Annotated in this window: 21 protein-coding genes and 1 other RNA gene; 9 read left to right on the top strand and 13 right to left on the bottom strand. The window is 72.0% G+C overall.

Annotation, left to right across the window (positions count from 1 at the left end):
• Positions 1-82 precede the first annotated feature (82 nt).
• Positions 83-403: a PASTA domain-containing protein gene (locus ACWPOB_RS05290; RefSeq protein ID WP_100057477.1), complete on the top strand. Its 321-nt coding sequence runs from the start codon at positions 83-85 to the stop codon at positions 401-403.
• A gap of 225 nt (positions 404-628) precedes the next feature.
• Here the strand turns inward: ACWPOB_RS05290 and thiM are convergent, their stop codons facing one another.
• The 4 genes from thiM to ACWPOB_RS05270 all read right to left on the bottom strand — a co-directional run bounded on the left by thiM (position 629) and on the right by ACWPOB_RS05270 (position 7,613).
• A complete protein-coding gene (gene thiM, locus ACWPOB_RS05285) occupies positions 629-1,462 on the bottom strand; it encodes a hydroxyethylthiazole kinase (protein ID WP_455400201.1) in 834 nt (277 codons plus the stop codon).
• A gap of 52 nt (positions 1,463-1,514) precedes the next feature.
• The gene (locus ACWPOB_RS05280) at positions 1,515-4,526 is read right to left on the bottom strand and encodes a bifunctional [glutamine synthetase] adenylyltransferase/[glutamine synthetase]-adenylyl-L-tyrosine phosphorylase (protein ID WP_455400133.1); all 3,012 of its coding nucleotides are present in this window, start codon (positions 4,524-4,526) and stop codon (positions 1,515-1,517) included.
• Between the two features lie 120 nt (positions 4,527-4,646).
• A complete protein-coding gene (locus tag ACWPOB_RS05275) occupies positions 4,647-5,984 on the bottom strand; it encodes a glutamine synthetase family protein (RefSeq protein ID WP_029544266.1) in 1,338 nt (445 codons plus the stop codon).
• Between the two features lie 84 nt (positions 5,985-6,068).
• Positions 6,069-7,613 (bottom strand): alpha/beta hydrolase, encoded by a 1,545-nt coding sequence (locus ACWPOB_RS05270; protein ID WP_455400132.1) that lies wholly within the window; start codon positions 7,611-7,613, stop codon positions 6,069-6,071.
• 190 nt (positions 7,614-7,803) lie between these two features.
• On the opposite strand from ACWPOB_RS05270, the gene panB reads away from it, so the two are divergent.
• The 3 genes from panB (at position 7,804) to pip (ending at position 10,145) form a co-directional block, all read left to right on the top strand.
• Positions 7,804-8,652, top strand: coding sequence for a 3-methyl-2-oxobutanoate hydroxymethyltransferase (gene panB, locus ACWPOB_RS05265; RefSeq protein ID WP_100059167.1), 849 nt, complete (start codon positions 7,804-7,806; stop codon positions 8,650-8,652).
• Positions 8,653-8,745: 93 nt separating this feature from the next.
• The gene (locus tag ACWPOB_RS05260; protein WP_455400131.1) at positions 8,746-9,186 is read left to right on the top strand and encodes a hypothetical protein; all 441 of its coding nucleotides are present in this window, start codon (positions 8,746-8,748) and stop codon (positions 9,184-9,186) included.
• On the top strand, positions 9,186-10,145 hold the full coding sequence (gene pip / locus ACWPOB_RS05255; protein ID WP_100058197.1) for a prolyl aminopeptidase: 960 nt from the start codon (positions 9,186-9,188) through the stop codon (positions 10,143-10,145). Before ACWPOB_RS05260 ends, pip begins: the two co-directional genes overlap by 1 nt.
• A 3-nt stretch (positions 10,146-10,148) precedes the next feature.
• Here the strand turns inward: pip and ACWPOB_RS05250 are convergent, their stop codons facing one another.
• The 4 genes from ACWPOB_RS05250 to rnpB form a co-directional block, all read right to left on the bottom strand.
• Positions 10,149-10,760, bottom strand: a complete 612-nt coding sequence (locus tag ACWPOB_RS05250) for a CHAP domain-containing protein (RefSeq protein ID WP_455400130.1) — start codon at positions 10,758-10,760, stop codon at positions 10,149-10,151.
• A gap of 12 nt (positions 10,761-10,772) precedes the next feature.
• Entirely contained in the window at positions 10,773-12,182 is a 1,410-nt protein-coding gene (locus ACWPOB_RS05245; RefSeq protein WP_455400129.1) for an RNB domain-containing ribonuclease, read from the bottom strand.
• Positions 12,183-12,198: 16 nt separating this feature from the next.
• On the bottom strand, positions 12,199-12,378 hold the full coding sequence (locus ACWPOB_RS05240) for a hypothetical protein (protein ID WP_006947711.1): 180 nt from the start codon (positions 12,376-12,378) through the stop codon (positions 12,199-12,201).
• Between the two features lie 211 nt (positions 12,379-12,589).
• Positions 12,590-13,003: RNase P RNA component class A (rnpB, locus tag ACWPOB_RS05235), an RNA gene on the bottom strand.
• Between the two features lie 56 nt (positions 13,004-13,059).
• Here rnpB and ACWPOB_RS05230 point away from each other — a divergent pair.
• On the top strand, positions 13,060-13,584 hold the full coding sequence (locus ACWPOB_RS05230) for a DUF1697 domain-containing protein (protein ID WP_455400128.1): 525 nt from the start codon (positions 13,060-13,062) through the stop codon (positions 13,582-13,584).
• A gap of 76 nt (positions 13,585-13,660) precedes the next feature.
• Here the strand turns inward: ACWPOB_RS05230 and ACWPOB_RS05225 are convergent, their stop codons facing one another.
• From ACWPOB_RS05225 to ACWPOB_RS05215, 3 genes are all read right to left on the bottom strand, one after another.
• Positions 13,661-14,764, bottom strand: a complete 1,104-nt coding sequence (locus ACWPOB_RS05225; RefSeq protein WP_455400127.1) for a bifunctional RNase H/acid phosphatase — start codon at positions 14,762-14,764, stop codon at positions 13,661-13,663.
• Positions 14,761-15,498, bottom strand: a complete 738-nt coding sequence (locus ACWPOB_RS05220) for a CT398-like coiled coil hairpin domain-containing protein (RefSeq protein ID WP_165038669.1) — start codon at positions 15,496-15,498, stop codon at positions 14,761-14,763. Before ACWPOB_RS05220 ends, ACWPOB_RS05225 begins: the two co-directional genes overlap by 4 nt.
• 86 nt (positions 15,499-15,584) lie before the next feature.
• Positions 15,585-16,718 carry a Nif3-like dinuclear metal center hexameric protein gene (locus ACWPOB_RS05215; protein ID WP_455400126.1) on the bottom strand — a complete coding sequence of 378 codons (1,134 nt, stop codon included), beginning with the start codon at positions 16,716-16,718 and terminating at the stop codon, positions 15,585-15,587.
• Positions 16,719-16,798: 80 nt separating this feature from the next.
• Between ACWPOB_RS05215 and ACWPOB_RS05210 the strand changes: the two genes are divergently transcribed.
• Genes ACWPOB_RS05210 through ACWPOB_RS05195 form a run of 4 tightly spaced genes read left to right on the top strand, consistent with a single transcriptional unit; the run spans position 16,799 to position 19,208 of the window.
• The gene (locus ACWPOB_RS05210; RefSeq protein ID WP_100055373.1) at positions 16,799-17,500 is read left to right on the top strand and encodes an HAD hydrolase-like protein; all 702 of its coding nucleotides are present in this window, start codon (positions 16,799-16,801) and stop codon (positions 17,498-17,500) included.
• 49 nt (positions 17,501-17,549) lie between these two features.
• Complete coding sequence (locus ACWPOB_RS05205) at positions 17,550-17,957, top strand: low molecular weight protein-tyrosine-phosphatase (protein ID WP_455400200.1); 408 nt, start codon at positions 17,550-17,552, stop codon at positions 17,955-17,957.
• 28 nt (positions 17,958-17,985) lie between these two features.
• Positions 17,986-18,825, top strand: a complete 840-nt coding sequence (locus ACWPOB_RS05200) for an SURF1 family cytochrome oxidase biogenesis protein (protein WP_100055371.1) — start codon at positions 17,986-17,988, stop codon at positions 18,823-18,825.
• Between the two features lie 23 nt (positions 18,826-18,848).
• Positions 18,849-19,208: a DUF5655 domain-containing protein gene (locus ACWPOB_RS05195; protein WP_100055370.1), complete on the top strand. Its 360-nt coding sequence runs from the start codon at positions 18,849-18,851 to the stop codon at positions 19,206-19,208.
• A 33-nt stretch (positions 19,209-19,241) separates the two neighbouring features.
• Here ACWPOB_RS05195 and ACWPOB_RS05190 read toward each other — a convergent pair whose 3' ends face one another.
• Positions 19,242-21,080: an AMP-dependent synthetase/ligase gene (locus ACWPOB_RS05190; RefSeq protein WP_100055369.1), complete on the bottom strand. Its 1,839-nt coding sequence runs from the start codon at positions 21,078-21,080 to the stop codon at positions 19,242-19,244.
• Positions 21,081-21,147: 67 nt separating this feature from the next.
• Positions 21,148-22,818: an MFS transporter gene (locus ACWPOB_RS05185; protein ID WP_455400125.1), complete on the bottom strand. Its 1,671-nt coding sequence runs from the start codon at positions 22,816-22,818 to the stop codon at positions 21,148-21,150.
• Between the last annotated feature and the right edge of the window lie 368 nt (positions 22,819-23,186).

The raw sequence follows: 23,186 nt of genomic DNA, 5'->3' as shown, positions 1-23,186 counted from the left end.
CGCTCACCGGCATGCCCGGGCGGAACGGGTGTCCCCCACCGGATTCACTCCATCGCGACATCGTTCCCGAAAGGACGTTGTCATGCGCACCACCCTCCCGGCCGCCCTGTGCGCGGCCGCCGCCACCCTCCTTCTCGGATCCGGCATCGCCGCAGCGCAACCCGCGCCCGACGTCGTCGGCCTCGGCGAACAACAGGCGATCGCCCTCCTGGACGCGGAAGGCATCCCGTACCGGATCACCAACCGCGCCGGCAATCTGTCCGGCGACTGCCGCGTCACCGAACAACGGGATCGCGGCTACCGCACCGAAGTCGACTACGTGTACGACCACGACGACAACGAGTTCGATCGCGTCGAACGGCAGGTGTGGTTGGGCGTCGGCCTCGTCGTAGTCTGCCGCTGACCTCTCGCTTCGCGAACCGCATCGCGCACCCCCGTGCGCCCCTCGCGACCCGGGGGATGCACGGGGGTGCCGCGTGCGCCCAACCGATCCGGCGGAACCGCCTCGACGAACGCGGTCTCCCGCACCATCACCGGGCACGCATCGAGCAACTTGCCCGAATTCTCCAGTCCCGCAGGGGAATCACCCCTCCCCTACTGGCACCCGACGGCCGGGGGCAATCGGCCCTCACGCCTGCGCGGGGATGTCCAACGGCTCGACGCGGGCACGGACCCGGAGGACGTCCGCATCCACCGAGTACAGGGCGTCGAGGAACGCGACGGCGAAGGAGCCCGGGCCCGTGGAGTTCCCGTCGGCGATCTCCGCGGCCACCGCGACGTGGGCGTGCGCGGCGGCGAGTCCGATCAGCGCCGTGGGGGCAACGGCGAGGTATGCCGCAGCGAGCGCACCGAGCGCGCAGCCGGTGGAGGTCACGCGCGGGAGCAGGGCGCTGCCGCCACCGATGCGCAGGCCGGTCCTCGCACCGGCGGCGTCGCGGCCGACGAGGTGGTCCACGGGACCGGAGGCGGACACCGCGTCGGCGTGGGCCAGCAGCGCCAGCGCGGCCGGCACCGCGGCGGCGGGGTCGTCGGAGCTGTCGACGCCGCGGGTGTCGCCGCCCAGGCCGGCCAGCGCGATGATCTCGGAGGCGTTGCCGCGGATCGCCGTCGGACGGAACGGGAGCAGATCCGCGGCCAGGCCGGTGCGCCACGGGAGGCCCCCCACGCCGACGGGATCGAGCACCCACGGGGTGCCCGCGTCCCGGGCGGCCTCGGCGGCGAGGATGAACGCCGCCGCCGTCCCGTCGTCGGGGGTGCCGAGATTGATCAGCACGCCCCCGGCGATGCGGGCGAATCCGGCGGCCTCGTGGACGTTGTCGATGTGGGCGTTGCTCGCGCCGGCGGCGAGCAGGACGTTGGTCAGGAAGTTGGCGGAGACGACGTTGGTGAGCGACTGCACCAGCGGCACCCGGGCGCGGAGAGCGTCGAGGGCGGCGGCGAGATCGTCGACGGTCGGGGGCATCGGGGCAGTGGTCACGATGAATTCCTGAGCTGGTTCCACGGGAGGACGGGCCTCACGTCCCGAACACCCGCTCCACGACCCCCCGCGCACGTCGAGTGACCCGCAGATAGTGGTCGAGGAACTCGGAGGCGTCACCACCCGACCAGCCGGCGACCTGGGCGACCGCCGACAGCAGCTTGCCCGGGCCCGGCAGCTGGTCGGTTCGCTTGCCGCGCACCAGCACGAGCGCGTTGCGGGCGCGGGTGGCGGTGAGCCACGCGTCGCGCAGCAGTGCGACGTCCGCGCTGCTGAGCAGTTCTGCGGCGCCGATCGCATCGAGCGTCTCGAGCGTCGAGGTGTTGTGCAGCGACTCGATGTGGTGCGCGTGCTGCAGCTGCAGCAGCTGCACGGTCCACTCGATGTCGGCCAGGCCGCCGCGGCCCAGCTTGGTGTGGGTGGCGGGATCGGCACCGCGCGGCAACCGCTCCGAGTCGACCCGGGCCTTGATCCGCCGGATCTCGCGCACCGCCTCGTCCGACACGCCGCCGGCCGGGTACCGGGTGGCGTCGATCATGTGCAGGAACCGCAGTCCGAGCTCCGCGTCGCCGGCGACGGCGTCGGCCCGCAGCAGCGCCTGCACCTCCCACGTCTGCGCCCACTGCGCGTAATACGCCTGATAGGACGCGAGGGTGCGCACCATGGGTCCGCTGCGCCCCTCGGGGCGCAGGCCGGTGTCGACCTCGAGCGGCGGATCCGTGCTCGGCGCGCCGAGCAGTGTGCGCACCCGCTCGGCGACCTGGTTCGCCCACTTCACCGCGGCGGTTTCGTCCGCCCCGGCGTTCGGCTCGCAGACGAACAGCACGTCGGCGTCGGACCCGTAGCCCAGTTCGCCACCGCCGAGACGCCCCATGCCGATCACCGCGAGCCGCGCCGGGGCCGGCCCCTCCTCCTGCTCGGACGCCTTGATCACCGCGGTCAGGGCAGCCTCGAGCACCGCCGCCCACACCGCGGACAGCGCGCGGCACACCTGCGGTACGTCCAGCATCCCGAGGATGTCGGCGCTCGCGACGCGGGCGAGTTCGGCCCGGCGCAGCGACCGGGCCGCGTTGATCGCCTTGTCGGGGGCGTCGTAGCGGGCCGAGGAGGTGACGATGGCCTTGGCGACCTCGTCGGGCCGCGGTTCGAGGAGCCGGGGCCCGCCGGCGCCGTCGGCGTAGAGCCGGATGACGTCCGGGGCCCGCAACAGCAGGTTGGACACGTAGGCGGAGGACCCGAGCACGGTCATGAGCCGGTCCGCGACGGACGGCTCGTCGCGCAGCGTCCGCAGGAACCACACCCGGTCGACGAGGGCCTCGGACAGGCGGCGGTAGGCGAGCAGCCCGGCGTCGGGGTCGCTCGTCTCCCCCAGCGCCTCGAGCAGTTGCGGCAGCAGCAGCGCCTGGATGCGGGCCTTGCGGGAGGCACCGCCGGACAGTGCCGTCAGGTGGCCGAGCGCGTTCTCCGGTGCGCTGTAGCCGAGCGCGGCGAGCTGGCGGACCGCGGCGTCGGGCGAGAGCCGCAGCGCCTCCTTGTCCACCCGGGCCACCGACTCGAGCAGAGGCCGGTAGAACAGCTTCGCGTGCAGCTTGCGCACCCGCGCCGAGTTGCGCTTGATCTCCGACTCGAGCACCCCGAGCGCGTCGTGCCGTCCGTCCGGGCGCATGTGCGCGGCGCGGGCGAGCCAGCGCATCGCCTCCCGGTCCTCCGGGGGCGGCAGCGTGTGGGTGCGTTTGAGCCGCTGCAGCTGCAGGCGGTGCTCGAGCAGCCGCAGGAACTCGTAGGAGGCCCGCAGGTTCGCGGCGTCGTCGCGCCCGACATAGCCGCCGTCGGCGAGGGCGGACAGCGCCTGCACGGTGTTCGGTACGCGCAGCGACTCGTCGGCGCGGCCGTGCACGAGCTGCAGCAGCTGCACCGCGAACTCCACGTCGCGCAGGCTGCCCCGGCCCAGCTTGAGTTCCCGCTCGCGCAGCTCGGCGGGCACGAGTTCCTCGACGCGCCGGCGCATCGCCTGCACCTCGGGCACGAACGCCTCCCGCTCGGAGGCCGTCCACACCATGGGGCTGAGCGCCTCGACGTAGCGGCGGCCGAGGTCGAGGTCGCCGGTCATGGGCCGGGCCTTGAGCAGTGCCTGGAACTCCCACGTCTTGGCCCAGCGCTGGTAGTACGCGACGTGCGAGTCCAGGGTGCGGACCAGTTCCCCGCGCTTGCCCTCGGGACGCAGCGCGGCGTCGACCTCGAAGAACGCCGACGTGCCGATCCGCATCATCTCCCCGGCGATGCGGCTGGCGCGGGCGTCGGCCGGCTCGGCGACGAACACGACGTCGACGTCGCTGACGTAGTTGAGCTCGCGGGCCCCGCACTTGCCCATCGCGATGACGGCCAGGTCGACCGGGCAGGGACCGTCCGGGACGACGCTGGCGACGGCCACCGCGAGGGCCGCCGTCAGGGCCGCGTCGGCGAGGTCCGCGAGCCGCTGCCCCACCTCGAGGTACGGCAGGACCGGTTCGTTCTCGACGACGGCCGCGAGATCGGCGGCCGCGAGCAGCGCCAGCTGGTCGCGGTAGCCGCTGCGCAGCGCAGCCACGGCGGCCGGCCCGGTGATCTTCGCCCGGTGGATCAGACGGTTGTCTCCCGTCCCGGCCTCGGGTTCGGCCTCGACGTAGCCGAGCATCCGGTCGGTGAGGGTCCGCCTGTCGGGCAGCTGCAGCGTCCCGGCGAGGCCACGCCACCGATCCGGGTGGGCCACGACGTGGTCGCCCAGGGCGGACGACCCGCCGAACAGGCCGAACAGCCGGCCGCGCAGCCCCTTGTCGGTGCGCAGCGCCGCGTCGAGTTCCGCCCAGCCGTCGCCGAGCGCGTCGTGCAGCCGGGCAAGGGTGCGCAGCGCGAGGTCCGCGTCGGGTGCGCGGGAGAGGGCCCACAGCAGTTCGGTGCTGTCGGTGTCGGTCCAGCCGAGCTGCCGGAGCTCGTCGGGGGCGGTCGGGGCGAGGAGGCCGAGCCGACCGGCGCTCGGTATCGCCGAACGCGCCGTCGGCGGTCTCACCACGGCGCCACCGTCGCTCCGGCGCGGGACACTACCGCCCGAGTGGGCACGGACCTCACCTCTTCGTCGTCGTCAACCGTCCGGTCCGCGGCGACTCCCTCGTGCGGCCGCGGCCGGCAAGGGTTACAAGCCCAGGTACTGATCCAGCTCGTACGGGGTGACCTGGCTGCGGTAGTTCTCCCACTCCGTCCACTTGTTGCGGAGGAAGAAGTTGAACACGTGCTCGCCGAGCGCCTCGGCCACCAGTTCCGACTTCTCCATCTCGCGCAGGGCGATGTCGAGGTCGGTCGGCAGCTCCCGGTACCCCATGGCGCGCCGCTCCGCGGAGGTCAGCGCCCACACGTCGTCCTCGGCCTCCGGGGCGAGCTCGTAGCCCTTCTCGATGCCGCGCAGGCCGGCGGCCAGGAGCACCGCGAACGTCAGGTACGGGTTGCAGGCCGAGTCGGGCGTGCGGATCTCCACCCGGCGCGAGGACGCCTTGCTCGGCGTGTACATCGGCACTCGCACCAGAGCGGAGCGGTTGGACGGGCCCCAGCAGGCCGCGGTGGGTGCCTCGCCGCCGTGCACGATGCGCTTGTAGGAGTTGACCCACTGGTTGGTCACGGCGCTGATCTCGTTGGCGTGCTCGAGCACCCCGGCGATGAATGCCTTGCCGGTGGCCGAGAGCTGCAGCGGATCGTCGGGATCGTGGAAGGCGTTGTTCTCGCCCTCGAACAGGCTCATGTGGGTGTGCATGGCCGAGCCCGCGTGTTCGCGGAACGGCTTGGGCATGAACGTCGCGCGCACGCCCTCCGACATCGCGATCTCCTTGACCACGTAGCGGAAGGTCATCACGTTGTCGGCCATGGACAGCGCGTCGGCGTAGCGCAGGTCGATCTCCTGCTGACCGGGCGCGGTCTCGTGGTGGCTGAACTCGACGGAGATACCCATCGACTCCAGCGCGTCGATGGCGTGGCGGCGGAAGTTCGGGGCCGAGCGGTGCACCGACTGGTCGAAGTAGCCGCCGTCGTCGGCCGGCACCGGCGGCGCGCCCGGTTCACCGTTCTCGACGAGGAAGAACTCGATCTCGGGGTGCACGTAGCAGCTGAAGCCGAGGTCGGACGCCTTGTTGAGCTGGCGGCGCAGCACGTGCCGCGGGTCGGCCCAGCTGGGGGTGCCGTCGGGCATCGTGATGTCGCAGAACATGCGGGCCGAGTACTGCTGACCCTTGCTGTCGGCCCACGGCAGCACCTGGAAGGTCGAGGCGTCCGGCCGGGCGACCATGTCGGCCTCGGAGATGCGGGAGAATCCCTCGATGGCCGAGCCGTCGAACCCGATGCCCTCCTCGAAGGCCCCTTCGAGTTCGGCCGGGGCGATCGCCACGGACTTGAGCGTTCCGACCACGTCGGTGAACCACAAGCGCACGAACCGAATGTCGCGCTCTTCGAGGGTGCGGAGCACGAACTCCTTCTGGCGATCCATACGGCCGAGACTAGGCACAGTGCGTTAAATCCGTGTTACATCCGCGGGTTGTGGTCCCGGCGTGTCGCTCACATCGTCGCGCCGTCAGCACCGCGGGTCCGCCGCCGGCGCCTGCCCGGTCACGAAATACCTGATCACCGGGTCGTCGACGCAGGCCTCGCCGTCGAGCACGACGGTGTGCTGGGTACCCGTGAAGGTGACGAGTGCGCCGCCGAGTTGCCGCGCGAGGTCCACCCCCGCCTGGTACGGCGTTGCGGGATCCTCGGTGGTGGAGACGACGAGCACGGTCGGCAGGCCCGGCACGTCCGGGGTGTGCGGCTCACCGGTGTGCGGCACCGGCCAGAAGGCGCACAGATCCCGCGGCGCGGCGCCGCTCGCGCGGCCGTCGTCGAGGAACGGCGCGGCCTGCCGGTACAGCCGGTCGGCCTCGGCCGCGACGGCCGCGTCCGTCACCGGCGGGTCGTCCACGCACCGGATCGCGTTGAAGGCGTCGGTGGAGTTGGTGTAGGTGCCGTCGTCGCCGCGTCCCTCGTACAGGTCGGCGAGCAGCAGCAACGTGTCGCCCCGGCCCTCGGTCAGCGCCGCGAGCCCCGCCCGCAGCGAGCCCCACAGCCGCGGCGAGTACAGACCCTGCTGCACCCCCGTGATCGCGTCCCGGTGGCTCAGGCCGCGCGGATCCGTGGTCTCCGCGGGCGCCACGATCAGCGGGTCGACCAGGGCCCGGAACCGGCCCACCGCCGCGGCCGGGTCGGTGCCGAGCACACAGTCGTCGTAGCGGGCGCAGTCCGCCGCGAAGGCGTCGAACGCCGTCTGGAATCCGGCCGCCTGGAGCAGGACCTCGTCGAGGGGGTCCTGCTCGGGATCGAGCGCACCGTCGAGCACCATCGTCCGCACCCGGTCGGGGAAGGTCTCCGCATAGAGCGTGCCGATCCGGGTGCCGTACGAGAACCCGAGGTAGTTCAGTTTCTCGTCGCCGAGGACGGAGCGGAGCACGTCCATGTCGCGCACGACTTCGCGGGTGCCCACGTGGGCGAGCAGGCCGGTCCCGGCGCGCTGCGCGCAGGCATCGACGTAGTCGCGGTGCCGCTGTTCCGTCCGTGCGATGCCCTCGGGGCTCATGTCGCCGTCGTCGAACGAGCGGTCGGCATCCGCCTCGGCGTCGGTGCGGCAGCGCACCGCGGGCTCGGAGGCCCCGATGCCGCGGGGATCGAATCCGATCATGTCGAACCGGTCGGTCAGCTCGGTGCCGTCGGCAACGGTGGCGAGCCCGATCCCGGACGCACCCGGCCCGCCGGGATTGACGAGCAGCGAGCCGATCCGCTGCCCGGACGCGGGCGAGCGGGAGATCGCCACCGTGATCGTCTCCCCATTGGGGTCGTCGTAGTCCAGCGGCACCGTGATCCGCGCGCACTGCACCCCGCGGGGCAGCTGCTCGCCGTCGGTGCCGTAGTCCCGGCACGACCCCCACTGCACCTGCTGCCCGTAGAACTGTTCGAGGCCGGCCGGGGCGCCGATCGGCGACGTCCGCGGCGGTGCGGTCTCGGTCGTGGTGCTGCAGCCGGCGGCGAGCAGCACCGCGGCGGCCAGCGCGACGGCGCGCGCCGGGACGCGGAGAGAAAGGGACGACACCCAGCGATGGTGCCACGGCCAGCACCCGCGCCGACGCGGCCGGTTCGGTCCGGTCCGCCGCCGCATCCGGCGGATGTGACCAATCGCACCGCCGGCGCCGCTACTGCCCGAATGGAGCCGGTGGCAGACTGAGACCGTCATCACCCAACCCGGGGACCCGCACGGGCCTCGAGGCAGAAAGGGACCTCTGATGTCCGAATCCACCGCTGCCCTCTACGGCGGCTCCGCCCCGTCCGCCTCGCCTCGGCGCAAGACGCGGGTCCATCATCTGCAGGCCATGAAGGCCGAGGGCCGTCGCTGGGCCGAGCTGACGGCATATGACTACTCGAGCGCCCGCATCTTCGAGGAGGCCGGTATCCCGGTGCTGCTCGTGGGCGACTCCGCCGCCAACGTCGTCTACGGCTACGACACCACCGTGCCGGTCACGGTCGACGAAATGCTCCCCCTGGTGCGCGGCGTGGTGCGCGGCGCGCCGCACGCCCTGGTGATCGCCGACCTGCCGTTCGGCACCTACGAGGCGTCGCCGGAGCAGGCTCTCGCCACCGCCATCCGCTTCATGAAGGAGGGCGGCGCCCACGCCGTCAAGCTCGAGGGCGGCGAGCGGGTCGCCGCGCAGATCGCCGCGATCGCCGCCGCCGGCATCCCCGTCCAGGCCCACGTCGGGTTCACCCCGCAGTCGGTCAACAGCCTCGGCGGATTCCGCGTGCAGGGTCGCGGCGACGGCGCCGAACAGCTCATCGCCGACGCCATCGCCGTGCAGGAGGCCGGCGCCTTCTCCGTGGTCATGGAGATGGTGCCCGCCGACATCGCCGGCCAGGTCACCCGCAAGCTGACCATCCCCACGGTCGGGATCGGTGCCGGCAACGAGTGTGACGCCCAGGTCCTCGTGTGGCAGGACATGGCCGGATACACCAGCGGCAAGACCGCGAAGTTCGTCAAGAAGTTCGGCAGCGTGGGCGACGAACTGCGCCGCGCCGCGGCCGAATATGCTGCAGAGGTGGCGGCCGGGACGTTCCCCGGTCCCGAGCATTCCTTCTGATCCGGCAGGACGAGGGGAACCTGCGGCCGGTCCGGCCGGAGGTTCCGCTCACCCGTAGGCCCGGGCCTTACCGACCCGCGAGGTGCACCCCACATGATTCGTCCCCGTCGCACACTGCTCGCCGTTGCCGTCGCCGGTGCGACGATCGCCGCCCTGGGCGGGTGCGCGTCCGGCGGCCAGCCCGCCCCCACCGGGTCGACCCCCGCGTCGACGCAGCCGACGACCGGCACCGGCGCGGCGACCGCGCCGAGCGCGCTGCCCGGTGGGGTCACCGAGGCCCAGGCCGCCGAGCTGTGCTCGCAGATGGAGGCCCAGCTGCAGAGCTGGCGGACCTACACCCCGTCCATGAGCAAGCCCGGCTTGAACCTGCTGGTCGGCGAGTGGGCGGCCCGCAACGGAATCGACATGCTGGCGCTCGCCCAGGACCGTGACCGTGTCGACACGATCGCCTCGGCCCAGTGCCCGGAGGTGCGCAGCCAGGCGCTCGAGGCCCTGCAGATCCCGACACTGGCCTCCGCGCTGGTCGGTTTCTGATGCCGTTGCGGCGGCCGTACCCGCCGATCGAGCCGTACGAGCAGGGCCTGCTCGACGTCGGCGACGGCCAGCGCATCTACTGGGAGGTCAGCGGGAATCCCGCCGGCAAGCCGGTGGTGTTCCTGCACGGCGGTCCCGGCGGCGGCACCTTGCCCGCCCACCGGCAGTTCTTCGATCCGGAGGCGTACCGGATCGTGCTGTTCGATCAGCGCGGCTGCGGTCGGTCGGTGCCGCACGTCGCCGACGGCGCCGATCTGTCCGCCAACACCACCGAGTATCTGCTCACCGACATCGAGACCCTGCGGCGGCACCTGGGGATCGGCCGCTGGCAGGTGTTCGGCGGCTCGTGGGGGTCGACGCTGGCCCTGGCCTATGCGCAGCGCCACCCGCACCGGGTCACCGAGCTGGTGCTGCGCGGCATCTTCCTGCTGCGCAGCAGCGAGATCGACTGGTACTACAACGGTGGCGCCGGACAGCTGTTCCCCGAGCTGTGGGAGCGTTTCCTGGAGCCGCTGGCCGGTGCGCCGGACGGTGAGCATCCCGTCGACACGTACCACCGGCTGCTGCATTCGCCCGACCCCGACGTCGCGCTGCGGGCCGCCGTGGCGTGGTCGACGTGGGAGGGGGCGACCAGTGCCCTGCTGCCCACCCCGGAGCGGGTCGTGGAGACGTCGGAACCGCGTTTCGCTCTCGCGTTCGCGCGCATCGAGAACCACTACTTCCGCAACCGCGGCTTCCTCGAGGAAGGGCAGCTGCTGCGCGACGCCGGACGGCTGCGCACCATCCCCGGCGTGATCGTGCAGGGTCGCTACGACGTGGTCTGCCCCGCGACGAGCGCGTGGGAACTGCACAAGACGTGGACCGGCTCGGAACTCGTCGTCGTCGACGACGCCGGGCACGCCGCGAACGAGCCCGGCATCACCCATCACCTGCTCGAGGCGACCGACCGCTTCCGCTGATCCTCACTCGAGGCGGCCGAACCCGACGACCGCCGAGTCGGACGTGAAGTCGACGGTGTGGACGCGGATGCGGCCGAGTTCGTTGCCGCCGACCGTCGTCGCGGTGTCGCCGTCGACCGCGACGACGATGTTGGTGTGCTGGCCGACCCACAGCTCGTTCTCGTACAGCACCACGTCGCCCACCGCCGGCCGGTAGCCGTCGGCGGCCTGTTCGAATCGGCCGACCGACTCGTAGTACTCCTGCAGGGTGTACACGCCGGGGATCCGCCAGTGCCCGGAATGCGGATTGGCCAGCGGCCGGTCCGCTTCCCGCATGATCCAGCTGACGAAGTTCGCGCACCAGGGCTCCTCGGCGCCCTCGGAGTAGAACGTCCCGGGCCGCTGCGTCCGGTGTTCGTCCTCGAGCAACTCCACGATCCGCGCCTGCGGGAGCGTCAACGCCGAGGTGTCCACGTCCGGGAAGGCGGCGGTGTCCCAGGGCAGATACCTGCTCGGTGCCCCGCGGAGCACCAGCACCGTGAGGACCACGAGCACCGCCGTGAGGACAGCGAGGCCGACGAGCAGGCCCCGCGGCCGGCGCGGCGGTCGGGATGCGTTCACGGCCGCCGCTCCCATCCGGCAGCGACGTCACGCCGGGTACGCAAACCGCACCTTCCGGGCCTGCGGGTCGGCGTGCGTCAGCCGGATCCGGATGCGGCTGCCCTCCTTCGGCTCGCCGGTGCACGGGGCGATCACGGTGGCGTCGGAAACGAACACCTCGGCGTCCCGGCGGCCGTTCGCCGCACGCAGGACCGTCGCCTCGAACGACTCCCCCACGTGCGGGGCGAGGACCGTCGCCTCGGTGAGTTCGATGCACGCGCGGGTCACCTTCCCGGCGAGCGCGTCGGAGCCGGACATGGTATCGGGAAGCTCCGGGAGCACGGCGCGCACCGGGTCCGGCACGTCGGTGCCCGCGCAGAGCGCCAGGCACACCTCCGTCACGAACCGGTCGGCCAGCCGCCGCAGCGGCGCGGTGACGTGTGCGTACGGCGCACCGATCGCCCCGTGTCCCGGCTGCTCCGGAATCTCACCGTCGAACGCCACGTACGACGCGCCGCGCAGCAGCGCCGGGGCCTCGCTCATCAGCACCAGGGTGCCGGGCAGGTTCACGTCGAGGCCGGCCAGGAAGGTACCCACCGGCACCTGGTCCGGCCACGGCACTCCCAGCGCGGCGGCGGTGCGCCGCAGTTGCGCCACGGCCTCGGGGGCGGCCGGCGGCAGGGTTCGCAGCAGCCCGATCCGCGCGTCGAGCATCAGTTGCGCCGCGCACATCCCGGTCAGCAGCGACACGTGGGAGTTCCAGTCGTCGACCTCGGTGCGCGGCTGGGTGGTCAACCGCCAGCCGTTCCCGTCGGCGACCACGTCCTGCTCGGGCAGGCGCAGTTCGATCGCGCCGCGTGCCCGGGCCGCGGCCTCGCGGAGCCCGCCGAACTCGGGCAGTGCCGCGATCGACGGGTGCACGATCCCGGCGTCGACGCCGGCCTGCACTCCGGCGTAGTCGAACCGGGCGACGGACCGGACCAGTGCGCGCCGCACGCTCACGTCCACGGGCTCGGCGGCGTCGTCGAGAACGATGCGCCACAGCGCCGCCGGACGCAGCCGGCCGGGGAGGAGGCTGGCCGAATCCTCGGACAACGGCCGGGGGTGCAGCGGGACCGACCCGTCGGGCAGATAGTAGGTCTGTCCGCGGCGCCGGCTCTCGCGGTCGAGCGCGCCGTCGGGTGCGACCACGGCCGCGACGTCGGCGATCGCGTAGTGCAGGACGAAGCCGTCGACGGTGCGCTCGAGGTGCAGCGCCTGGTCGAGATCCATCGAGCCCGGCGGATCGATGGTCACCAGCGGCAGATCCGTGCGGTCCACCCGCGCGGCGGACCAGCGGTCGACCGCGGCCTCGGCCTCGGCGACGGCGGGCAGGGGATAACTGTCGTCGAGCGCGAACTCGGCGCGGACGGCACCGAAGTCGATCGCGGGCGCGACGACGATGCGGGTGTTCGTCACCGTGCTGCGGAACCGCTCAGCGGTTCCACTCCTCGTCGGCCTCGTCCGCGGCCTTGTTGCGCTCGGCCGCGATCTCGAGTGCCCGTTCGGCGGTGGCGCGGTCCGGATACGGCCCCATGCGGTTCAGCGCACTGGGGTCCTTTCCCTGGCTGACCTTTCCGGTGTGGACGTCGTAGTACCAGCCCTCGTCGCTCATGACTCCCAGTCTGCCCCAACCGGCGCCGAGTTTCGGGGCAACCCGCACGCGCGGCGCGGCTGGTACCGTCGGCCCCTGGTCCCCGCTCGACGACTCGAAAGGCACCGCATGTCGTACCTGCTCTACGACTTCCTGCTCCCCTACCTGGGGCACGAGGCCGCCTCCTACTGGGCGCACCTGCTGGTCGTCTCCCCGATCTGAGCCGGGTGGGCGGACGAGCCGGCCTGTAAGCCGGATCCTGTACCCCGCCGAGGCGGGGTGGCGACCATCCATCTGGGCACACCGTCGCCGGGTACCTCGAGCGGTTCACCCGCAGGCTCGGGCGAGCAGCCCTCGGACACCTGCGCAGCCGCACCGAACGAGTCGGTGCGGCCTTCAACCTTGCTCCGGGCGGGGTTTACCGAGCCGCCCCGGTCACCCGGGGCGCTGGTGCGCTCTTACCGCACCGTTTCACCCTTACCCACCCCGAGGGGTGGGCGGTCTGTTCTCTGTGGCACTGTCCCGCGAGTCACCTCGGGTTGCCGTTAGCAACCGCCCTGCTCTGTGGAGTCCGGACTTTCCTCGATCCAGGGCCTGGCACCGCCACGGTGCCGGTTCCCTGAGCCGCGGTCGCCCGGCCAACTCGTCCGCGTCGATCAGGGTACTGCCTCACCTGTCGCAAATGCGAACTACGGTACCGCCATGGCGAGATATGTGGCTCTGCTGCGGGGAATCAACGTCGGTGGCATCACCATCGCGATGGCGGATCTGAAGGATGTGTTCGCCGGGCTCGGTTTCGGCAACGTCCGCACCGTGCTCGCTTCGGGCAACGTGGTGTTCGATGCCGACACCGCCGACACCGCCGAAGCGAAGGCACGGATCGAGGCGGCGCTGCGTGATCGATTCGGGTACGAGGCGTTCGTGTTCGTCCACGAGCAGGCGGCCGTCGCGGCGATCGTCGACGCCTACCCGTTCGAGGAGCGCGACGGCCGGCACGCGTACGCGATGTTCGTCGCCGATCCCGCGGTTCTGGACGAACTGGCGGCGACGGCGGAGGGTCTCGACCCGGCGGTCGAGCGCGTCGCCCGGGGCAACGGGGTCCTCTACTGGGACGTCGAGCGCGGGCAGACGGTCAAGAGCGCCTTCGGCCGGAACACCGGCAAACCGCGCTACAAGGCGGTGACCACGACGCGGAACCTGCGCACGCTCCGAAGACTCCAGGTGTGAGCGGCCGGTCCGCTGCCGGCGGTGCGTCCTTCGGGCGGCGGGCGCGGCCCGAAGGGCACACCGGCGCCGACGGCGCCTACAGGTGCGACGTGTCGTTGACCAGCCGCACGGCCGCGCCGCCGTCGGGATAGAACTCGGCGATGCTCAGCGACGCGAGGTCCAGGTGCAGGCGGTACAGCAGCGCCGGCCCCGCGTCGAGCGCCATCTGCAGCAGCGTCTTGATCGGCGTGACGTGGGAGACGACGAGCACGTTCGCCCCGCCGTACTCCGCGACCAGGTCGTCGCGGACGGTGGCGAGACGGCCGCGGACCTCGTCGAAGCTCTCCCCACCCGGCGGCCGCACCGACGTGTCCCCCAGCCAGCGCCGGTGCAGGTCGGGATCGCGCTGCGCCGCCTCGAGAAAGGTCAGCCCCTCCCACTTGCCGAAGTCGGTCTCGATGAGGCCCTCGTGCACCGTCACGGGCAGACCGAGCGCCGACGCCGCGGCATCGGCGGTCTCCCGGGCCCGCCCGAGCGGCGACGACACCACCGCGGCGACGTTGCCGCGCTCGCCGAGGCGACGGGCGGCCGCGCGTGCCTGCGCACGGCCCAGTTCCGTCAGCGGCGGGTTGCCGCGGCCGGAGTAGCGGCGCTCCACCGAGAGCGGGGTCTGCCCGTGCCGCAGCAGCAGCATCCGGGTGGGCGTGCCGACGGCGCCGGTCCAGCCGGGCGATTTCGCCGGTGGGGCTGCCGATTCCGTTGCGGGAGAAGCGGATTCGGAACCCGAAGCGACCGACGCGGCGGCGTCCATCGCCTCGTTGGCGAGCCGGTCGGCGTAGGCGTTCTCCGCGCGTGGCACCCAGGTGAACTCGACCCGCGAGAATTCCCGGGCCAGCTCGCGGGCGCGGGCGGCGAGCGGAATCATGTCCGGGTGCTTGATCTTCCATCGGCCCGACATCTGCTCGACGACGAGCTTGGAATCCATCCGGACGTCGACCTCGTCGGCCCCGAGTTCGGCGGCGGCGGTCAATCCGGCGATCAGGCCCTGGTATTCGGCCACGTTGTTGGTGGCGCGGCCGATGCTCGCGCTGCGCTCGGCCAGCACCGTCTCGTGGTCGGCGCCGAAGACCACCGCACCGTAGCCGGCGGGGCCCGGATTGCCGCGCGAGCCGCCGTCGGCCTCGACAACTACCCGGCTCAAATCCCGGATTCCTTGGTACGCACCAGGATCGCGTTGCACTCGGGGCAGCGTACGAGGGTCTCGGGGGCGGCGGCGGCGATGCGAGAGATCTCGCCGCGGTCGAGCTCGAGGCGGCATGCGCCGCACTGGCGCGCCCGCAGCAGGGCCGCGCCGATGCCCGTCTTCGTCCGCTGCGCCTCGTACTGGTCGACCAGCTCGGCCGGGAACGCCTCCACGAGTGCCGCGCGGTCGCTCAGGCACCGCTGCTCGGCGACCTCGATGTCGGCGAGCGCCTCGTCGCGCAGGCGGGCGGCGTCGGCGAGTTCCTCGTCGACGCTCGACAGCCGCGCGCCGGCATGGTCGTGATCGGCCTTGGACGCCTCCCGGCGTTCCATGACCTCGAGCAGCTCGTCCTCGAGCAGGGCCTGCCGGCGTTCGAGGCTGGTCAGCTCGTGCTGGAGTTCGGACAGCTGCTTGGCGCCCACGCTGCCGGCGGCGAGGAGCGTGCGGTCGCGTTCCTCCCGCTGGCGGACCGCCTCGACCTCCCCCTCGAGCTTGCGGATGTCGCGGTCGAGGTCGTCGAGGATGATCTCGACGGCGACGGCGGCGTCCCGGCGCGCGGTGCGTTCCGCCTCGAGCCGCTCGACCTCCTGCTGTTCGGGCAGGGTGCGGCGCCGATGCGCCAGGCGGGTCACCTCGGCGTCCACAGCGGCGAGGGCCAGGAGCTTGGACTGCACGGCGGGTTCGACGTTCACTCGGCGGGTTCCTGCTTTCGGCGACGAGATCAAGGGGGGTGGTAGCTGCCTACCGTACCGCGCGGCCGGTCACGGGGAACCCGGACCTACCGGGCTGCGGTGGTCCAGGGATCGGTGCGCAGCGCGCTGACGCGGGTCGACCAGCCGTCGCGGTCGGCGAACACGTCGTCGAGCACACCCTTCGCCTGGGCGCACCACGGGTACTCGCTGGCCCAGTGCGCGACGTCGACAAGCGCGGGGCCGCCGGCGCGCAGGTGCTCGTCGGCGGGATGGTGCCGCAGGTCCGCGGTGACGTAGGCATCGACGCCGAGCCGGCCGACGGTGCCGAGGAAGGAGTCGCCGGACCCGCCGCACACCGCTACGGTGCGGATCATCCGGTCGGGGTCGCCGGCACCGCGCACCCCCCACTCGGTGGCCGGCAGCGCGGCCGCGACCCGCTCGGTGAACTCGCGCAGCGTCTGCGGCGCCGGGAGTTCACCGACCCGGCCGAGACCTCGGGAGCCGGGCAGATCGGCGAGTTCGAGCACGTCGAACGCGGGTTCCTCGTACGGGTGCGCCGCGCGCAGGGCAGCAAGCACCCGGCCGCGCACCGATCGCGGGGCCACGACCTCGATGCGGTCCTCGGCCACGCGTTCGAGTTCGCCGACGGTGCCGACCGCCGGATCCGCCCCGGCCTCGGGACGGAACTGTCCGGTCCCGGAGGTGGTCCAGGAGCACTCGCGGTAGTTCCCGAGCCGGCCCGCACCGGCGTCGAACAGGGCGGCGCGCACCGTCTCGGCCGAGTCGGCGGGCACGAGGACCACCCACTTGTCGACCGCCGGTTCGGGCTTGGGCTCGATCGGCCGCAGGCCGGTCAGGCCGAGCGCGTGTGCCAGCGCATCGGACACGCCCGGGTCGGCACGGTCGGCGTTGGTGTGGGCGGTGAACAGCGCACAGCCGCCTCGGATGAGCCGGTGGATCAGGGCGCCCTTCGGGGTGTGCGCGCCGACGGTGTCGACGCCGCGCAGCAGCAGCGGGTGGTGCACGAGGAGCAACTGCGCACCCCAGGCGAGGGCCTCGTCGACGACGGCAGCGGTCGCGTCGACCGCGAGCAGTACCCTGCTCACGGGCTCGGTGGGATCACCGGCGACCAGCCCGACGGAGTCCCACGACTCGGCCAGCGACGGCGGGTAGGCCGTCTCGAGTACGTCGATCACCTCGCGCAGGGTCACCGCCGTCACCGCTCCTCCTTCGTCGTCTCCCCGGGTGCTGCCCGAGACCCTACGCGGCGGGCGTCGCCGGGAGCCGGGACAATGGGGACGTGACGACTCTCGCCGACCTGCATCCACTGCTGCTGCCCGCGCCCGTCGTGCTGTTCGACCTGGACGGCACCCTCACGGACTCGGCGGCGGGCGTGCTCGACGGGTTCCGGCATGCGCTCGCCACCGTGGGCGTTCCCGCACCGGCGCACGACGAGCCCCAGCGGGTCCTCGGTCCGCCGATGATCGACACCCTGCGCGGGCTCGGTCTCGACGAACAGCAGGTGGATCGGGCGCTGACCGCGTACGTCGAGCGCTACGACGCGCGCGGCTGGGCGGAGAACTCCGTGTTCGACGGGGTGGCGGCGATGCTCGAGCGGGTGCGCGACGCCGGCAGCCGCCTCGCCGTCGCGACGTCGAAGAACCAGGGCTTCGCGGTACGCATCCTCGAGCACTTCGGGCTGGCCGGCCACTTCGAGTTCATCGGCGGCGCGAGCGACGACGGGAGTCGGCGGGCGAAGTCGGACGTGATCGCGCACAGTCTGGCCTCGCTCGGGGTGGACCCGGTCGCCGCCGAGGACGGCGGCACCGCGGGCGTGGTCATGGTCGGCGACCGCGAGCACGACGTGACGGGCGCGGCGCGGTGGGGTATTCCGACGGTGTTCGTCGAGTGGGGGTACGGCGCCGCCGACGAGGCGGCCGTCGCGCACCGGTCCACGGCGAGCGTCGACGAACTGACGAGGGTGCTGACCGGTGACCGCTGAGCGCCTGCACGTGACGTTCGTGTGCACCGGCAACATCTGCCGGTCGCCGATGGCCGAGAAGATCTTCGCCGAGCACCTCCGCCGGACCGGTCTCGCCGAGCGCGTACGGGTCACCAGCGCCGGCACCGGCGACTGGCACGCCGGCGAGGACGCGGATCCACGCACCACGGACCTGTTGCGGCGGCACGGCTACCCGACCGGGCACTGCGCCCGGCGCGTGACCGACGAGCAGCTCGCCGCCGATCTGGTGGTCGCACTGGACGCCGGCCACGACCGGGTGCTCGCGCAGCTCGGGGTGCCCGCCGAGCGCCGGGTGCTGCTGCGCAGCTTCGACCCGGACGCCGAGAGCGAGTCGGTACCGGATCCGTACTACGGCGACCGGCACGAGTTCGAACTGGTCCGGCGGCAGATCGAGGCGGCGATCCCGGGCCTGCTCGACTGGGTGCGACGGCAATGAGGCCCGCGCCACCGGCTACCGTGGATACGTGCGACGACTGACGTTCCTGCTCCGCCCGAGCTGGCTGGTGCTGGCCCTGGTGGTGGGCGGCTTCGCCTACGCGTGCTTCACCGTGCTCGCGCCGTGGCAGCTCGGCAAGAACACCACCACCGAGGAGCGCAACGACCGGATCACCGCCTCGCTGGCCACGGACCCCGTGCCGGTGGAGGAGCTGCTGACCGGCCCCGCGCCGGCACCGGAGGACGAGTGGCGGCGCGTCGTCGCGACCGGCTCCTACCTCCCGGACTCCGACCTGCTGGTGCGATTGCGCAGCGTCGAGTCCTCCCCCGCCTACGAGGTACTGACGCCGTTCCGGCTCGCCGACGGCCGCACCGTCCTGGTGAACCGTGGATACGTGCGCCCGGAGCGGGGCACCGAGATCCCCGCCTTCGCCCCGGCACCGGCCGGTACGGTGACCGTCGACGCCCGCCTGCGGATGTCCGAGGGGACCGCCGAGAGCAAGACCCCGTTCCGCGACGCCGGCCGCACCCAGGTCTACTCGATCGACCCTGCGCAGATCGCGGCGTTCACCGGCCTGGAGCTGACGGGCGGATACCTGCAGCTGTCCGAGAACCAGGCCGGGGGGCTGGGCACGATCCCGTTGCCGCAGCTCGACGCCGGCCCCTACCTGTCGTACGGGCTGCAGTGGGTGGCGTTCGGGATCATGGCGCCGCTGGGCCTGGGGTACTTCGTGTGGGCGGAGCTGCGCGAGCGCCGCAAGCGGAAGAACCCGGCGCCGGCCGCCGCACCCGAGGCCGAACCGGTGCCTGCTCCGGCGGAGCGCAGCACCGAAGACAAACTCGCCGACCGTTACGGCCGGTCCCGTTGAGCCACCCAGGCGAGGAGCCCGCGATGCACGCGACGATCGACGACTACCTGGCCGACAAGGACGCCGCCGCCGTCGACATGTTCTGCCGGCTCCGCACGCTCGTGCTGGGCCTCGGCGACGACGTCGAGGAGCAGGTCCGCCCCGCCGAGGTGCGGTGGGGGCGCGGTCGTGTGTTCGCGGCGGCGTTCGTCTATTCGTCGCGGCTCGAGATCGCGATCGACCTGCCGCGGCGGGTCCATCACCCACAGCTGCGGGAGGCCTTCCCGACCACCGGAAAGGTGACGACCCACCGGTTGAGCATCGCCACCCCGGACCAGCTCGACGACGGCGTCGTCGCGCTGCTGGCGGAGGCATACGAGACGGTCGGCGCAAGCACTCGGTAACGGGGTGAGGCCGGCGGTGATCCGCGACGGAGGTCAGACGTAGAGCTGCTCGATCCGGTCGGCGAAATTGTCGACCACCAGCTTGCGGCGCAGCTTCATGCTGGGCGTCAGATCCCCCGCCTCGATGGACAGCTCCCGGTCGAGGACGGTGAACTTCTTGATCTGCTCCCAGCGGTTGAGCCGGTCGTTGAGCCGGTCGATGCAGCCGGCGATCAGCTCGCGGGTCCGCTCGTCCCGGGCGATCTCGCCGAACTCCCTGCCGGCCATGCCGTTCTTGTCCGCCCACTCGGTGATCGCCTCGGCATCGAGACCGACGAGGGCGACGCAGTAGGGCCGGCTCTCTCCGTACACGACGATCTCGCTGGCATAGGGGCAGATGCCCTTGAAGGTGGCGGAGATCGCGGACGGCGCGACGTACTTGCCCTGACTGGTCTTGAACAGGTCCTTCTTGCGGTCCGTGATCCGCAGGAATCCGTCGGCGTCGAGTTCCCCGATGTCGCCGGTGTGGAACCAGCCGTCGGGTTCGAGGGCCTCTGCGGTGGCGTCGGGCCGCTCGTGGTAGCCGTCCATGACGCCCGGCCCGCGCAGCAGTACCTCCCCGTCGGCGGCGATCCGCACCTCCGTGCCCGGGAAGGGCCAGCCGACGGTGCCGAGCCGGTACGCGTACGGGCGGTTGATGAACGACGCGGCGGACGTCTCGGTCAGGCCGTACCCCTCGAGGATGATGATGCCGGCTGCGTCGAACCACTGCGCCACGGCACGGTCGAGCGGGGCCGCCGCCGAGACGAAGAACCGCAGGCGACCGCCGAAACGCTCCTTGATGGTGGAGAACACGAGACGGTCGGCGAGCCGGTACCGGAGCCTGTCGAGGCGAGACGGTGCGCGGTCCTCCTGCCGGGCCTGCGAGACACGCAGTCCGACGCCGAGGGCCCAGTCGAAGATCTTCTTCTTCGCCCCGCCCTCCTCGGCGATCATCGCCTCGATGCGGGCGTGTGCCTTCTCGAAAATGCGCGGCGCCGCGCCCATGAAGGTGGGGTGCACGACGGCGAGGTTCTCGACGATCTTCTCCACGCGGCCGTCGATCACGGTGGTGAAACCGATCTGCAGGGGCAGCGCCAGCATGACCTTGCCGAAGGCGTGCGACAGCGGCAGCCAGAGGAAGTTCAGATCCTCGGGACCGAGGATGTTCACCGCGTCGACGGCCGCAGCCGTATACGTCCACCCCGAGTGCGGCAGCAGCACGCCCTTCGGCTTCCCGGTGGTGCCGGAGGTGTACATGATGCTGGCGAGCTGTTCGGGCCGGATCGCGTCGACCCGGTCGGCGACGACGCGGGGCGACTCGGCGAGCAGTTTCCGGCCCCTGCCCTCCAGGTCGGCGAGGGTGATGACCCAGTCCCCGTCGCCCTCGCCGTCGATGACCACCACGGTCCGCACCTTCGGCAGGTCGGCGCGGTGGGCGGCGAGCTTGTCGACCTGGGTCCGGTCCTCCGCGACCACGACGCCGCTGCCCGAATTGGCGACGATGAAGGCGACGTCGGGGGCATTGGTCGTGGGGTAGATGGTGGTGGTCGCGGCGCCGGCGCACATCACTGCAAAGTCGGCGAGCACCCATTCGTACCGGGTCGACGACGCGACCGCGACCGGATCCTGGGGCTGGACCCCCAGGGCGATCAGGCCCGCGGCGAGCATGTCGACCCGGTCGCCGACCTGCCTCCAGGTCACGCTCTCCCAGCCGTCGCCCTCCGGATACCGGAAGGCCTCGGCCTCGGGAGTCGCCGCGACCCGGTCGACGAACAGCCGGGCCACCGACGGCGCCCGGTTGTCGAGCTTCGAATTGTCCACCGGTTCGTCCGCCACCCGCAGCGCAGCCATGCGCCGAGTGTAGGACCGTCCCGATCTCCGACGTGGGCAGTTGCGCAAACGAGGGCGCGGCCACCCGTCACCGACGCCGGGCAGGTACCCGCGGGAGTCGTAGCGCGACAACGTAGCCGACGGTCGACATGACCGCCATCGCGCCGACGGCGAAGGTCAGGGCCCGGTTCCTGGCGTCGGCGTTGATCCGCACGAGCTCGTGGGCAGCGGGACCCCCGACGCCCCGCGACACGAGGTTGGCACCGACCTGGTCGTCGCTCAGCGCGGTGACCTGGACCTGCTGGTCTACCGTCTGCTGGACGAGCTGTTTCTCCGCGGCGTTCAGCACGGCGCTGTCGGCCACCCCCGACTGGAACGAGGAGACCAGCGCCGTCGTCAGGAACGCACCGGCCAGTGCCACTCCGAGTGAGCTCCCGAGGTAGTTGATGCTCCGCGACAGCCCTGTCACGTCGCTCACCTCCTCCGCCGGCGGCGTCGACTGGATCAGGTCGGTCAGCGTCATCGTCATGCCCTGACCCACACCGAGGAGGAAGAGCCCCGGCGCGAGCGCCAGGCCCGTCGCGCCCTGCCCCGTCTCGCGCGGGTCGAACATGGCGGCCACCGCGATGCACCCCGCGATCATGAACAGGAACGACCACAGCTGGGCGGCCCGATGGGTCATTCGGCGGCCGGCGACGAGCCGGGCCGCCGCCGAGGCGGCGACGATCAGCCCCAGCGTCACGGGCAGCATGGCAAGGCCGCTCCACAGCGCGTCGAAACCCAGCGTCGTCTGCAGGAAGACCGGCACCAGGAACAGGACACCCGCGGTCACCAGCGCCTGCATCGCCAGAGTCTCCGAGCCGGCCCGCGTCGTCCGGTTTCGCAGCACCGCGATCCGCACCAGCGGATCTCGACCGTTCGTCACGAGGTGGTGCTCCCATGCGGCGAACGCGACCAGGACCATCAGCCCGGCACTGCCCAGTACGAGCACGGGCGACACCCCGCCCCGTTCGAGCACCGTGTACCCGAGCACCTCGAAGTCCTGCCGGGCCCGGACCAGGCCGTACCTGCCGGCCAGCAGGGTCCCGACGACGAGCAGTCCGAATCCGGTCGCGGACAGCACCGCTCCCAGGACGTCGAAGTGACGATCCCCCGCCGGAACGCCGCGCCGCCCCGGGTCGGCGACCCGGCGCATGAGGAGCAGCACGACAACCGTCACCACGGTTCCCATGAGGAACGACACCCGCCAGCTCAGGTAGCTGGTGATCACGCCACCGACGATGGGGCCTGCCGCCGCGGCGACCCCGCCGACCGTCCCGATCGTCGACAGCGCCCTCGTCCGCGTGGCGCCGGTCAGGGCGTCGGTGAGCAGGGCAAGCATGGCCGGGATCATGAGCGCCACACCGATCCCTTGGAGCAGGGACCAGCCGACCAACATGAAGACGATATTCGGGCCGACGGCAGTGATGAGCGTGCCGAGCCCGAAGATCTCCGCGCCCAGGACGAAGGTTCGTCGGTAGCCGAGGCGGCCTCCCAGCTTGCTGCTCGTGATCAGGAACGCGGCGATGACGAGGGAGTACAGCGAGATCGCCGACTGTACGGCGGTCAGAGTGGTCTGCAGATCCGCGACTATGGCCGACAGGGCCACGTTCATGGCGGTCGAGTTGTAGACCATCACGAAGTTCTGGACCGCGAGCGGGAGGAACAGGGCTCCGGCGACGCCCGGTCCCGGTGTGCCGGTCCTTCCGTCGCCGTTCACGTCGGCATGGGCGACGACCCGGATGCCGCCGCGCCCGCGCGGACACCGACTGCTGCCGCGGCCGCGGCGGACACAACGGAAAGGGCGACGCCCGGAAAAGCGGGTGCAACCCCGGCGGACGACGTTGCGGTACCACGAAGCAGCACGACGAGCCTCGATTCTGCCCGTGGCCGGTGGCATCACCACCGGCCCGTGAGTTCGACGGTACGACCTCCGGACGGCCCGACGGCGAGAACCGGCGACATGCCTGGTTCCGCCGTTCGACGACGATCTCGCGACTCCGTTCAGTCTGGGCCACAACAGGTCCGAAGGGTCGAACCGGGAGTGGCCGGTCAGGCGGTGTGCTGATCGGAGACACCCGGCCGGCG

Source organism: Rhodococcus sp. 2H158, from assembly GCF_053764755.1.
This window is presented reverse-complemented; position numbering and strand designations above follow the sequence as displayed.